This is a genomic window from Parashewanella spongiae, from assembly GCF_004358345.1.
Taxonomy (GTDB): domain Bacteria; phylum Pseudomonadota; class Gammaproteobacteria; order Enterobacterales; family Shewanellaceae; genus Parashewanella; species Parashewanella spongiae.
This window is the reverse complement of record NZ_CP037952.1, coordinates 3,784,843-3,798,769: the sequence shown is the minus strand read 5'-3', so window position 1 is coordinate 3,798,769 and position 13,927 is coordinate 3,784,843. Positions and strand designations below refer to the sequence as shown.

General features: G+C 37.2%; 10 protein-coding genes. 5 read left to right on the top strand and 5 right to left on the bottom strand.

The genetic code is table 11. The features are described from left to right. Positions 1–100: 100 nt before the first annotated feature. Both E2I05_RS15085 and E2I05_RS15080 read left to right on the top strand, forming a co-directional pair. On the top strand, positions 101–445 hold the full coding sequence (locus E2I05_RS15085) for an SHOCT domain-containing protein (RefSeq protein ID WP_121853975.1): 345 nt from the start codon (positions 101–103) through the stop codon (positions 443–445). 96 nt (positions 446–541) lie between these two features. Continuing rightward, the gene (locus E2I05_RS15080; RefSeq protein WP_121853974.1) at positions 542–1,957 is read left to right on the top strand and encodes a DUF726 domain-containing protein; all 1,416 of its coding nucleotides are present in this window, start codon (positions 542–544) and stop codon (positions 1,955–1,957) included. Between the two features lie 112 nt (positions 1,958–2,069). On the opposite strand, the gene E2I05_RS15075 is transcribed toward E2I05_RS15080, so the two are convergent. Continuing rightward, a complete protein-coding gene (locus E2I05_RS15075; protein WP_170179640.1) occupies positions 2,070–3,281 on the bottom strand; it encodes an MFS transporter in 1,212 nt (403 codons plus the stop codon). A gap of 352 nt (positions 3,282–3,633) precedes the next feature. Here E2I05_RS15075 and E2I05_RS15070 point away from each other — a divergent pair, with 352 nt between their 5' ends. After that, the gene (locus tag E2I05_RS15070; RefSeq protein ID WP_121853972.1) at positions 3,634–4,149 is read left to right on the top strand and encodes a hypothetical protein; all 516 of its coding nucleotides are present in this window, start codon (positions 3,634–3,636) and stop codon (positions 4,147–4,149) included. 8 nt (positions 4,150–4,157) lie between these two features. Here the strand turns inward: E2I05_RS15070 and E2I05_RS15065 are convergent, their stop codons facing one another. Next, positions 4,158–4,796, bottom strand: a complete 639-nt coding sequence (locus tag E2I05_RS15065; protein ID WP_121853971.1) for a LexA family protein — start codon at positions 4,794–4,796, stop codon at positions 4,158–4,160. Positions 4,797–5,395: 599 nt separating this feature from the next. Between E2I05_RS15065 and E2I05_RS15060 the strand changes: the two genes are divergently transcribed. After that, complete coding sequence (locus E2I05_RS15060; RefSeq protein ID WP_121853970.1) at positions 5,396–5,926, top strand: plasmid mobilization protein; 531 nt, start codon at positions 5,396–5,398, stop codon at positions 5,924–5,926. A 70-nt stretch (positions 5,927–5,996) separates the two neighbouring features. Then, entirely contained in the window at positions 5,997–6,689 is a 693-nt protein-coding gene (locus E2I05_RS15055) for a relaxase/mobilization nuclease domain-containing protein (RefSeq protein ID WP_121853969.1), read from the top strand. A gap of 3 nt (positions 6,690–6,692) precedes the next feature. Here E2I05_RS15055 and mcrC read toward each other — a convergent pair whose 3' ends face one another. From mcrC to E2I05_RS15040, 3 genes are read right to left on the bottom strand one after another with little or no spacing between them, the layout of a single operon-like run. Next, entirely contained in the window at positions 6,693–7,781 is a 1,089-nt protein-coding gene (gene mcrC, locus E2I05_RS15050; protein WP_121853968.1) for a 5-methylcytosine-specific restriction endonuclease system specificity protein McrC, read from the bottom strand. Beyond that, positions 7,778–10,399: an AAA family ATPase gene (locus E2I05_RS22625; RefSeq protein WP_243641091.1), complete on the bottom strand. Its 2,622-nt coding sequence runs from the start codon at positions 10,397–10,399 to the stop codon at positions 7,778–7,780. The genes mcrC and E2I05_RS22625 overlap by 4 nt, the downstream gene beginning before the upstream one ends. A 21-nt stretch (positions 10,400–10,420) precedes the next feature. Further along, complete coding sequence (locus E2I05_RS15040; RefSeq protein WP_121853967.1) at positions 10,421–13,624, bottom strand: type I restriction endonuclease subunit R; 3,204 nt, start codon at positions 13,622–13,624, stop codon at positions 10,421–10,423. Positions 13,625–13,927: the final 303 nt, after the last annotated feature.

Here is a 13,927-nt window from a genome sequence, read left to right as displayed (position 1 = left end):
GTATCAAATCTAGAAATCTTTAGTACCCTATTTGGATAGCAAATCAAAATTGTTCAAGATATCATAAAAGTACCTACTACTTTGAAGCCTTTTATTTTAAATGTTTGATCTTGATAAATTATTAACAGCAGTTGATAACCCTATAATGAAAGGAGTTTTAGCAGCAGGAGGTACAGCAGCTATTATTGCAGCAACAACAGCATTTGCCCCAATTGGAGTTGTTGGTGCTGCTGGGTGGACTCTAGTGTATTGGGTTTTCGGAGGGACAATAACGTTAGATACTGCAAAGCGTCTGTGGGATGTTTATACAAAAATGTCTTCTGAAAAAAGAAAAAAGTTTGATGATGAAATGGATAAGCTAAAACGATTATTTGATGAAGGTGCTATTACTAAAGAAGAGTTCAACGCAAAAGCAAAAAGTATGTACGAGAAATTTGCAGAATAATTATAAATTAAAATGCCAAGAATATGTTTGTACTTTCCACAGATAACTTAACGAACAACAAAGTTACTCACCTAATAATTTTGAAAATAAATTAATATGACAGAAACTAAAACAGCCTATTGCTCTTGGTGCTACGAAAAAACTAGTCATCGCCTTATTAAAAAAGAAAACTTTAAGAGAAATACTTATATTTGTTCATTATGTAAAAACGAAACTCTTGTTTGTCGGTTTTGTAACAACATGGCGAAAGGAAAACCAAATAATACAATATTAAAAGTGATTGAAAAGGAGAGTAAGTTCTCAAAGCTTGCTCAATCTTGGGATAATGAACTATGTGCTGAGCATGATGGAACGATAGCTTCATTTCCGAATTTAAGCATGAAACTTGATGATATAGCTGAATACCAAAAAATATTCGAAAGAGAAAAGTTTAATCTAATGAAGGCCAGTAAATATACAGGATATGGTGTGGCTGGAATGGTTAGTATTGCAGGTGTAGCAGTCACTAGTGGTGCTGGTGCAGCACCTATTGCGGCTGCATTAGGCAACATGGGATTACTTGGAACTGCTTCCACTGGCGTTGCAATTAACTCTTTATCAGGGGCAGCTTTGACTAGTGCTTCACTGGCTGCAATAGGTGGTTCTGTAGCAGCTGGTACATCTATAGTTTCTGCTGCTGGTTTAGCTTTAGGTGGTGTAATGGGAGGAGTCATTGCCAATAAATATCATGGTGATGACAAGAGTTTCGCTATCTCATTATTACGGAAAAGAGATGAAGATAAGAAAGTGGTATTTATCAATGGATTCACGCAAGAAAATGAAGTTGATTTTTATGACTGGCAATGTGCTCAATTGGCATTTGATCCTTCTCAAACTATGTATTCTCTCAACTGGGCATCAAAGACTAACTTAAAGCTTGGTGAAGCTTTTGCTATGGGAGTAGGAAATCAAGCTGCAAAGAGAATTTTACTTCAATTAGGAAAAGCCGGAGGTAAAAATGCCGCAAAAAAATTAAACCCATTAGGTTACGTTGCAATGCTTGGTGACCTAATTGGTAATCCGTGGCATGAAGCTATGGTGAGAGCTGCTCAATCAGGTGTCCAGCTAGCTGATGCTATATCTAGGACTGAAGGACAAAAATTTAGATTAGTAGGACATTCACTTGGATGTCGAGTGATTTATTATGCTTTAGAGGCATTGTCCTCAAAAAGTAAAAAGTATATCAGTGATGTTATTCTTTTAGGTGGTGCTGTAGGAAAAGACGATAAGAGTGGTTGGCAAAAAGCATCAAGTGCAGTCGATGGGTGCATCTATAACTGTCATAGCGTACACGATAAGGTTCTCTCTGTGATATATAGAACTGCCAACGCAGGTTTAAGCAATCCTATTGGTATAAACCCGATAACTTTTGAATCAGAAAAAATTAAAAATATAAATTGTGATGGTATTGTTCATTCACATATGACGTGGAAGAAACATTATGAAGAAATTTTAGATATTATTTATGGTTAACATTTCTGTTAAAACCAAAAATGGTCGTTAGAACTAACAGCATTAAGTAGGAGAACTGCATCGAAAATGCTATAAAAGAGACTCAAGCATGAAAGCGGTGCAGAACTTATTTTTAAACAGTAAGCTCTTTTTTTAACCGAAAAAACACACCAAGACAGAACGCTTGAATCAACACTGGCAGCATAAAGCTCACTTTATAGCTTGTTGCTAAATCAAAGTAATGATTCGATGCTGTGACGATTAATCCAATGAGATATTGGATGACAAAAACAGAAGAAAATACCACAACATTCAATGCTGTATTTGCCCGGCCTGAATGTGTTTTTTGGAAGTGTTGAGTTAGCACTGCGTATGACAAGTTAAAAATTTGGGAAATTAAGCTTAACAGCACCCACCAAATCCAGTCGTAATTGCTTTGGGCGGTGATCAGTACCAGCTCAATTGCGATATAAATAACAACAAGAAAAGCCAGTATGTTCTCAAGTGGTATTTTGAAGTGATTGGCTACTCTGGCTATATACCCGGTTGACAACAAGCTAATGGTCATAGCGATAGCCATGATAACTAGGTAAACGTCAATCTTGCTTTGTGGTGCGTTTGACACAGTTTGCAGCCAGTTTTCAATCCATAAACCATGAATGGCCATAAAGCTTGGCAAAACACTTGTGGTAATGAGTGCAATAGACCAAAAATATTTTGATTTAAATATTTCAGAAAGAGCTTTAAGTTGCTTTGATAGGCTAGACTTTTCAGTGGCTACTTTTGTCTCTGGAACGACTAAATAAATAAGTGCGGCAACACAGATAGCAAAAATGCCAAAACTGATGTTAAGAACCTTCCACCCGTAATGAGAAACTAAATATTCAGTAGGCGTTGCTGATAGAAGTATTCCAATGCCGCCAAAGGTCATCATGATTCCATTTAATATCGGAATTTTTTCGCTGGGAAACCACTGAACGATCATCTTAAATGCTGCCATTAAACCACCGGACATTCCTATCCCAAGCAAAGCATGGCCAATAGCGATAACTCCAATGTGATTCGTTACTCCAGATAAGAGCAACCCAAGGCCACCGATGATAAACAACACAGACTGGATCTTTCTTGCACCATAGTTGTCGAGAAGAGTACCTAACGGTATTTGAAATAGAGCATAGGCGAGAAAGTAGGTTGCATTTAACAATCCTAGCTCAGATGGCGTGGCTTGTGTTAAATGCAGTAAAGTCGGCACTAATACCGCATTCATTGTTCTAAAAAGGCAGCTTAGAATAAAGGCAATGGCAAACGGCAAAAAAACGATGAAAAAGGCTTTTTTGAATGTCACTTGCATAGTCACTTATTACCTTGTTTTTGTTAAGAGTCTTATTCCTTCAATAGTCTTAATCTTTATTACAAACTTACCTAACATTGATTTAACGGCTTCATTGCATAATTTTTGTAAACGCCAAATTAGCTAAAGTAATTAATGAATTACGCAAGGCTTGTTATTCTGGATGTTTCGAGCCAGCTTAAGATTTACCGTTCTATATAGTCAAGGAACAAGAAATTAATCTTTGTTTACTTTGGCACATGAAAACAGTTTGATTTTCAGAGATATTTTTTACAGGAAAAGTATGAATTAGTGAACAGGAGAGTCTGAATGGATTCGTTATTGAAGTAATATAGCGAGGTGATCTATGACAAAAATTATCCAGTTAAAAGTATCAACCATCAGTGTCGATGAAACGCTAGATTGTTGGAGAGTAAAGCATTTAAGCCTATCGCCTAAGTTAACTCAGTTTTTATCAAGTTTTCCAGAAGCTGCAATTCACCTTAAGGCTTTTGCCTATTACCTTTCAGGCAGTATTAGAATATTTGATGAGTCTCTTTTTAGCATTTGTTTAACCCAAGCTATCAAAAGCTATAAGGATTTAAATGAACAAGAAAATGAGTTTGAAAGTTTTTTTGAAATCTTAACTTACATAGCAGCAGATTTACTTCACAGCATCAAGATAGAAGATCAGCAAGGCTATGAATGGCGAATATCAGATGGCATTTACTTTACAGATTGGTTTGTAGCCAATCCTTTAAGATTAAGGCAGCAAGAACTTGGGCAAATCAGTATCAAGCTATTCCATTCCGAGAAGCAAACGGTAAGACGTGCTCAGCAAATGTTGAAAAACAAAATGTGGTTAGTGGTTGCAACAATTTAATGGGCAGATCAGTAATATTCGTAAATCGCTTGTCGTATTACACCCAACACTTCGCCATTTTCAAACTTAATCAAAGGATAATTTTGGTTAAAGGACATCAAGTAGGTTGCATCAGCTTCATCAACAATTTGCTTAAAACAAGCTGAAGATGATGTTGGTAGTTTAGCAATCACCAAGTCACCAGATTCGTACTCAGATGTCGATTCTACAATCAATACACACCCTTCAGAAATACATCGATGACCTTGGCCTTCCATACTGTCGCCACGTACTCGAATTGCATAACCATCTTGGCCAACATTGGTGCTGGATATTTCCCACCAAGTCTCAATAATTTCATCAGCCAGTTGCGCTTTATTTTGTGGCCAGTTCAACACTTGTTTGAGCGTTAATAAAGGTATGCGATGAATTACAGCGTCAGAATTAATATCTCTGGTATAAATATCTCCAATGCCTTCCATTAACCACTTTGGACTGACACTTAGCTCATTACAAATGGGCAGAAAGTAGCGAGAGTTTTTAGTAACCCCCCTGAGCATACGGCTAATCGCCTGTTGTTTGATACCGACACGTACAGCAAGCTCAGACTGGTTTATACCTGCCTCTTTCATAACAAATTTGAGGCGCTGTGCAAGTGTTTCCATCATATTGAAAATAGCCTTAATTTATCATTGTCGTAACAAGTTAAAGTGTAGAGACAATTAATAAATACTCAAAAAATAGTAAATCTTAACTTTTATACTCCCGAATCAGGCTAAATTATCATAGAACGGGATTTTTCACACATTAAAGTGAATATACCATTCGTACCAATTAACTATGTAATAAATGGAACATTAGCTTCGCCATTACTGTGTTGCAATTCCTCACCATAGCTAAGGCTATGATTCGTCATTACGCCTTGTACTGACTTTGCTACTGCCCCCTAATAAACACAGTTAATCAGTGTGAATGGTATTTGCATCTCGCCGCAAGAGATGAACAAAACCAATTTTGGCGTGGTTTTTATTCCGATACCTGAAATAAGCCAATTGTTGTAAAAATTGAAAGATAGTGCTTATTTTACTAATGCAGGATTCGCAAGGTGGTGACAAATGGTGCCATCGTCGGTGACATTTGGTACCAGTTTTTTCTGCATTTGGTACCACACAAAATATAGCTTCAAACTTACAATCTCTTGCTTGAAATTTAAACAAAAAAGTGAAATAAAGAAAACACTAAGTCCTAGCTGATTCAGGAGTACAGCATGGGTGATAATATCGTTAAAACACGCTTATCCGATCTTGAAAAATCTAACTGGCAACAGTTTTGTAAAGACAGCGGTATCAGCCAATCCAATATGCTGCGGATGATGATCAACAAGGTCACACCGGAAGCAGGTAACGATGCCGAAATTAACGAACTCAAAACCGACAGAGTGTCAGTTCGCCTTACTAAACATTGCCTACAAAAAGTTCAGCAGCAAGCCATAGCAGAAGGGTACTTAAGCCAAAGTAATTGGGTAAGGGCATCTATCATGGCAAACCTATACCGTGAACCAGTTCTTACTGATGATGAAATGCAAGTGCTAAGAGATTCCAATCGACAACTTGCGGCACTAGGCCGGAATCTCAATCAAATTGCCAGAGTCTTGAATATCGATTTCCGGCACAGTGACAAAATCACCAGAGAAATGATTGAAATGCTGGATAACAAAATTGCAGATCACAAATCAATGGTAAACAAGCTGATCAACCAAAACTGTAAACGATGGGAATTGGAGTTTAGTGATGAGTAGTTTTTCGTCGTACCAGCGAAAGCGGGTACCCAGCGCCATTGTCACTTTGTTCATAAGTTTTAGGTGAATAATGAGCCGATTAATTAACGATAGAATATACAACTTACTCAACGGCGATGTCAGAACCAAATCCAACCGAGTTAGAGGTAATGGTAGACACAATAAAAAGCCACCTGAAGTTATGGTAAAAATCAGCGGCTTTGGTTACAACAATGCACACACTGCAAACCATTTTGATTACATCAGCCGCAACGGAAAACTAGAGCTAGAAGACGAAGTAGGGCAAGTGTACCAAGACCAACAAACCATTCATCAACTCGCACAAGACTGGAATGAAACCGACTACCAACAACGAAAGCGAACCCGACACAGCACACACCTTGTGCTATCCATGCCATTCGGCACAGAACCTAAAGCAGTAAAACAAGCTGTTCGCTCATTTGCCAAAAAAAACTTCTCAGAAAACCATCAATATGTCTTTGCACTCCACACTGACACAGACAGCCCACATGTTCATCTTACAATTAAAAATCTTGGTTTTGATGGTAGAAGACTTCATGTTAGAAAAGGATTACCACAAGTATGGCGTGAGCAATTTGCTAAAGAGTTGGAAAGACAAGGCGTAGCGGCGGAGGCAACGGCGAGTTTGAAAAAATATGTCATGGTGAGAAACAATGAAGACAAAATGGAAATTGGAGAATCGATTAAACTTAAAAGCGTTCATTCAGTACAAAGGTTAAAAAGTACCGATTTAGAACAATAGGTATCAATAAATTAAAGCCAGAAGCTGCTTATGTATTTCAGAAGAACTCAAGGTTAAGTCCACGGTACAAAAGCGAATAATATGCCCTTGTATTGTTACCTGTTCATTAAAATTAACTCCAATTGACGGGTGGAGTAACATTCCGGTTGAATTCAAGCTAAATTGGTCGTTGTCACTCTCTTGTGATCTTAAGTAAGAATAGAGTTGAAAAATATAGTCACGCTTGAACCTGTCTTGTTGAAAGCGATTTTTGCGAGTTATACCTGTAAATTTAGTATCGATAAAAATTCTTTTTTGAAGATATTTAGACTCCAAAAAAATATCGACTTCCATTGTAGGTAAAAATTTATCTATATTTGATGATTTATCTTCTGCTTGCCATTGAATTTTTTTCTTTGGTTTTAATTTCCAATGACCGCTTAGCTTCATTTTATAAAAACCAGATATGGCTTTTTCAAATAAATCCCGAACCCAGTGCTCCTGCTTATCGGGCCTTGGGTATTCTTTGTTTCCTGATGACTCATTAATCAGTGCAAGATTAAAAGCTAACTCTGCTGCAATTAGTGTTTGTTTATCCGATTTTTCATGTCGACCAAATCTATCATTTTTAGGTGAGTAATCAATAGAGTAGAGGTGGGAAACTCCAAGGTGAACCATTTGTCTTCTTAGCTTAACGCAATGAGACTTGATTGATTTTTTAGTTACCAAACTAGAAATTTTTTCGAGTGCCGCACAAATATACCTGTTCCTAGGAGTGTCAATGGATAGCTCCTCATAATTACAGCTTACTTTTCCTTTAAGAAGTAGTTGGTTGGAAAAAGTTTCTAAAGAATTTATTTTCCCTCTTATACGAGTTAACTCGCCAGATGTTCTTCGATATCCAAAAGTAAGGTTTCGTTTCAACCTTGTTTCAACTTGAGAACAAAGAATATCTGCTACTAAATCGGCTACATTCTCATCAATTGATTCACTACCACAATACTCCGATGCTAAGTACTTAAAATCTGAAGCATAAAGCATTAGCAACCATAGGTTTCTAACTGGAATTCCAGCACTATATTGAACAAATGACTCTGAATCTTTTACCTTCATAACGGTTTCAACAATTCTTCTTTTTGTTCAATAGCTTTTTCCAAATTATCGTACCAATACTCTTCAAGCAAAGGATAAATTTCAGTTTTAACTACTTGCTGAAACCAGTTTTCAGGATTAGTAATCTCTTCACTAGGTGTAAAATAGCTATGACCAACTTTAAACTGTGCTCCTAAACTACTGTCGGTTGCAATCTCGTTGTTCAATGAATTTATTCTAGCTTCAATTGTTTCTAGAATGGATTTTTCAATACCAGCTTTATTATTGACCCAATTTCGCCAAGGCTCACCAAAAGAAGGGTGTAAATTTATAAATGCGAACCTTCTCCTTAAAGCTAGATCAACTAATGCTAGAGACCGATCAGCAATATTCATTGTGCCTATTACATATAGATTTTTAGGAATGTAAACAGGATCATCTGACTCTTTTCGATAGCTCAAATCTAATGCTTCACTGGGTGTTCGTTTATCGGTTTCAAGAAGGGTTAACATTTCACCGAAAATTTGGGCAGGATTACCACGATTTATCTCTTCAATGACAACAATATATTTATTTGCTGGGTTTTGCTGTGCAAGTTCAATAAAATCCATAAATGGACCATTACACAAAGATAGTTTGCCATCACCAGTTGGACGCCAGCCTCTAACAAAATCCTCATAAGATAAGTTAGGGTGGAATTGTACTGCCTTAATAAATGCTTTTTGCTTTTTACCGATTAAAGCGTATGCCAATCGTTTTCCCAGCCAAGTTTTTCCAGTGCCAGGAGGGCCTTGAAGAATTAAGTTTTTCTTGTCTCTTAAACGGCTTAGTACATCGGTTAAGATTTGTTTACTTAAAAAGCAGCCATCATTAATAATACTGTCTATGTGATAAGATTCGATAGCCGCTTGTGCAGGAATAGCCATCAATGGCACCTCTACGTAGTCATAGCTAAGCCACTCATAATTTCCTCTTTCTAAGAATTCAATTTCACCCTCATCTCTCAAAATCTGCATATGTCTATCAATTGTGGATTTAACTGCATTATTTTCAGGGAATAGATCACTAAGTTCGTCAAAGTACAGTTCTAAGAATTCAGTACGGGAAAATTCAGAAGATTCTTTATTTTTACACAAATCTTCGATTCTTGATAAAATTGATTTTTTCCATGTTAATGTTGAATCAGGCTCAACTTGAATAGGCTTTTGCCAAGCGTTTAAAGATAGTTCAGGGAATGAGTGAACAGGAAAAGTATCTTCAGAAAAGCGTAGTAGCAAATTTTCTCTAAGCCTCAAATAATCATCGCCTGTACAAGTTTTTTTTACGCCTGTGAACTGCGGTTTTACAGAAAGAGATTTTAGATAATCTTGTGATTGGCTTTCCAACGTAGGATAAAACCAAGGACGAATCCAGTAGAGCCCCATTGTAAGGTTCCATTTTATTCCTTTATGGGAGGCAACAGTATTGTAATTAAAAACAAAATTTTCAGGTTGAACACCGGACTCTTCATCAGCAAAAAGTATTGCTGTTTCGAATAAAGTCCAAAGCTCATCGATAACATCATCATCCCGTTTTCCCATGCCCCAAAAAAAGCAAGATCTCTGGTTATTGAGGATTGGTATAGCTTCAAACGAATCTGGTGCAGGAACGTCAACCTTTAAAAAAGAAGCTAATTCACTTGCAATAGCTTTTCGATTTTCGTTTGTTATCCCACGATTGAATAACCCAATAACAGTCAACGGGTCAATATCTGTAAGTCCTTTATTTCGTAAATATGAAAGTTCAAACTTATCTGCAACGCTGAGAACAAAATCAATTAAAGGTTGTCTATTTTCTTTAAATTCAAGTAAAGAGTCTGCAATTGACTCATAAAATTTTGTCCATTTAAATCTAACATCTACCTCTGGAATATCCCCAAACCTTTCTTTCCAAAAGTTATTATTGGTAAATTTCTTATACTGTTGTTCAGCTTCATTAAAGGTAAAATCAATCAGAGCATCAGTGATCCATTCTCCTGGTTCTATTTTCCATATAGTTTGCCTACCAGTATAAAAATACCATTCTTTTGGCTTTTCATATGTTTTATCCCAAACGACGGATACAACCTTGCCATCTTTTTTATTTTCTAAAACTGTACCGACAGCTTTGATACCCATAACAGATACAGTGTGCTCTCGATTATCAAAAGGCAGATTTCTTTTTCGGGTATAAGTAGATTTAATAGCAATCCTATCGCCGACTTTTATACTGTTTACTTCCTGAATGTATCTTTCATCGTAACCATTTTCCCAGATCCCTTCTTCAAGAAACTTTTTAGTTTGATCAACACCACTCCAATGAGCACCAACAAACCAACATGGACGGCTTGCTTTGTCACTTAGCTTTAAACATTTAACTAGGGTTTGCATTAAATGAGATTTAAATTTCTCATTGTCATTTAATTGAATAACAATGAACTCAATTTCTGCCATCGTATCAGGGCGAGTAGCTGAATCATCCCAATCGGGGTAACTTGTTATTTTTTCCAACTTAGGAAGTATTTCAAGTGAATGCTTATCTACATCGGCATCAACTATTGTCAAATTCGCTTCAGATAGTGCAGCGCAAATCAGCGTTTTAAGTTTTTCTTTAGTTATCATTCGTCCTTGCCCTTTAACTGATTACGACGCTCTATTTGTTTTAAAATTCTCAGCCTGTTCAAAAATTTCTTTATACACTTCATCACGATCAATTGGTGGGTAACCCCACTCATCAAGAAGGATAATTAAGTCAAAATGTAGCTCAGCTTTAATGTCTTCTCGTTTGTTCCAATCGGTGTATTTAGCCTTATCATCGATTACTTTTTTTACTTCTTTGGAGAGCTCCAGCAATTTGTCTTCTGGATAGGTAAAGTCATATTTTTGTGCCAATGTGATCAGAATGTCGAAGAAAGCTTTTTCCTCAAAATCTATTCCCATCTCACCGAACGAAGCCATTTCTTCACGCAGTTCATTATATAGATTAATAATTTCGTCAGAAAAGTCGTTAATTACCTCAGAGCGAAGCACATCCTGTTCATCGCGCTCATTGTACTTCTCAACCAGCTCATTCATCTTTTTTGTAAAGTCTATGCCTTTAACCTTATTGGTTTTTTTAAACTCGCCAATAGCCTTAGTAAGCATTTGCTGAAGCAACTGTAGCTTGGTATTTGGTTGCTTAATCACCTCTAACTTGACAAGATAATCTTCATCGAAAATATCAATCTCACCGTCATGGTCATCACCAAGTTTAAAAATCTCTTCGACACCATCGCTAAGTAATGCGTCTTTAACTAAATCTCGTACCTTACGATTCATTTGATCAACATCAGGTGCGCCCCCAGTGGTGATCTTGAATACAATAGTACGAACTGCTAGGTAATAATGAATTTTATCTTTATGGGCTTGGTTTAACTCGCTACTGCCTACGCAAATGTCATAAGCCGACTTAAGGCGTTTGGTTAAATCCATAAAGGTTGTTTCAAACTTTTTTGTTCTCAAAGCATAATCAGCGGAAGCATTTAAACAGTGCAGCTGTTCTAATGATGTTCCGTTAAAATAAGGCATGGAATTGAACTTATGAAATAAAGCATCGAGCAAACTCAGATGATCTTTCACCACAATCACAGATTGTTTAATGTCCTCCATGTCTTGCTTTTGACCGCCAGTATATTGAGAAAGAGCAAGGTTCATCTGCTTCTTAATACCGATATAATCGACAACCAGACCACTCTCTTTACTTTCAAACTTACGGTTTACTCGAGAAATAGTTTGAATCAAATTATGTTTCTGAAGAGGCTTATCAATATAAATGGTATCGAGGAATGGCACATCGAAACCGGTTAGCCACATATCAACCACGATGGCAATTTTGAAGTTCGATTTCTCATTTTTAAATTGACGATCCAGCTCCTTACGATGCTCTTTAGTGCCAAGCTTCGCCCAAAGCGTTTTGTCATCGTCTTTGTCACGAGTCATGATCATTTTAACTCGTTCCATCGGCTTAACTTTTTTCTTATCGTTTTCAGATAATGTCGCACCGTCCTCGCATACTTTTACTTCATCCCATTCAGGGCGAAGTAAAACTAATTGTTTGAAAAGTTGATAAGCAATTTCACGGCTACTACAGACAAACATTGCCTTGCCTTTTTGAGTCGTGCCTTCTTCAACACGGTTTTCATAATGCTCAACAAAATCTTTCGCAATGGCTTTAATACGATCAGGATCGCCCAGTATGGTAGACATACTGACCATGGTCTTTTTACTTTTATCAATTTGATATTCGTTTGTGCCTGCTTCTTCACATTCTTTATAATACTTTTCTATCTGCTCAAGTTGCTTGCCATCTAATAGCACTTTTGCCGCACGACCTTCATAAACAATACGAACCGTAATTTCATCAAAGACCGATTCTGTCATTGTATAGCTGTCCACCACTGCACCAAATACATCGAGTGTTGCGTCAATTGGTGTACCCGTAAAGCCGACATAAGTAGCGTTTGGTAACGAGTCGTGTAGATACTTAGCAAAGCCGAACGTCTTTTTTACGCCATCTTCGGTAACCGTAATTTTCTGTTCTAAATTGGTTTGGCTACGGTGCGCTTCATCTGAAATACAAATAACATTGGTTCGTTCAGTGAGTAGTGCTAAATCTTCAGTGAATTTATGAATGGTTGTTAAAAAAACACCACCACTTTTCCGACCTTTCAGCTGCTCACGAAGCTCTGCACGGCTTTCTACACTTATGATGTTTTGGTCGCCTACATAAGTTTTTGCATTGGTAAATTGCCCAGCAAGCTGATCATCTAAATCAGTCCTGTCAGTAATAAGAATGATGGTCGGGCTACCCAGCTCAACATCTTTCATCAATAAGCGAGATAAAAACAACATTGTGTAGCTCTTGCCACAGCCTGTTGCTCCAAAGTAAGTACCACCTTTACCATCTCGTAAGCCATCAGCATCAATCAAATTACCTTGGTTATCTACCTGTTTCATATGTTGCTTAATATTGGTAAAAATCTTTGTAGCTGCGTAATACTGAGGATAACGACAAACGATTTTTTCTTGTTTGCTTGAGGTGTCAGGTACGTATATAAAATGACGGATCACATCGGTTAAACGCTGCTTGTTAAACAAGCCGCTGATCATGGTAAAGAGTGAATTAATACCGTCCTTATCAAGCTTTTCTTCACCCGTAATTTTGCGCCAAGAGTAGTAAAATTCGTACGGGGCAAAGTAAGAACCCATTTTGTTATTTACACCATCACTTATTACACACAAGGCGTTGTATTTGAATAGCTCTGGGATGTCTCGGTCATAACGAGTAGTTAGTTGCTTATATGCATCATAAATGGTCGCTTCTTCACGAATGGCACTTTTAAATTCAAACACCACAAGCGGCAAACCGTTAATGTAGAGAATGCCATCAGGGATACGCAGCTCATAGCCTTGTATCTCCATCTGGTTGACCATTCGATAGATGTTATTATCTGAAGGATTCGAGCCTTCAGCTACCGATAAAAAGTCAATAAGCTGAATGTATAAATCTTTTTGGCTGGCATCTTCACGCTTTAGCAAAAATCCATCAGAAATAAATTTCATAATGGCTTTGTTGGTATCGTAGAGATCCGAAGCAGGAAGGTATTCAAGCTTATGGATGATTTGCTCTATTTCATAAGCAGTAATGCCATCGGTTTGATAACGTTTCGCTAGAAATTCACGAAGATCAGACTTAATCAAAACATCTTCGGGTGCTCTGTCCAGCACCGAACCACACGTATGTGGATAACCTTCTTTCCCTAGCAGTTCAATGATGGCTTGTTCCAGCCTTTCTTCTGTGAATTTCATTTAAGTTAACTCTTATTTTTCATTTTCCATTTGTTCAACTACACCACGCAGCAATATAGGAGATAATGGTTTAAGTATCGCTTCAAAGCGTTGACTTATCTCTTTTCTAACTTCTAAAGCGTGGTGTATTGCAACATACTTTTTTTGAATATCTAGATGAGGTAACGGAACTTCAATTTCGCAGAATCGATCCCAATCTAATCCGCCACGAATACTGGAATCACAATAAAACCAAGTTAATCGATCAAACTCTGGCCGTCCCCCTGTGTCAGACTTGTTGTCACTCCTAAAATTTAATCAATT

Bases quoted from the DNA above. Each gene is read 5' to 3' on its own strand.
- E2I05_RS15040 (WP_121853967.1), bottom strand. From the start codon at position 13,624: ATGAAATTCACAGAAGAAAGGCTGGAACAAGCCATCATTGAACTGCTA.
- E2I05_RS15080 (WP_121853974.1), top strand. From the start codon at position 542: ATGACAGAAACTAAAACAGCCTATTGCTCTTGGTGCTACGAAAAAACT.
- E2I05_RS15060 (WP_121853970.1), top strand. From the start codon at position 5,396: ATGGGTGATAATATCGTTAAAACACGCTTATCCGATCTTGAAAAATCT.
- E2I05_RS15055 (WP_121853969.1), top strand. From the start codon at position 5,997: ATGAGCCGATTAATTAACGATAGAATATACAACTTACTCAACGGCGAT.
- E2I05_RS15065 (WP_121853971.1), bottom strand. From the start codon at position 4,796: ATGATGGAAACACTTGCACAGCGCCTCAAATTTGTTATGAAAGAGGCA.
- mcrC (WP_121853968.1), bottom strand. From the start codon at position 7,781: ATGAAGGTAAAAGATTCAGAGTCATTTGTTCAATATAGTGCTGGAATT.
- E2I05_RS22625 (WP_243641091.1), bottom strand. From the start codon at position 10,399: ATGATAACTAAAGAAAAACTTAAAACGCTGATTTGCGCTGCACTATCT.
- E2I05_RS15085 (WP_121853975.1), top strand. From the start codon at position 101: ATGTTTGATCTTGATAAATTATTAACAGCAGTTGATAACCCTATAATG.
- E2I05_RS15070 (WP_121853972.1), top strand. From the start codon at position 3,634: ATGACAAAAATTATCCAGTTAAAAGTATCAACCATCAGTGTCGATGAA.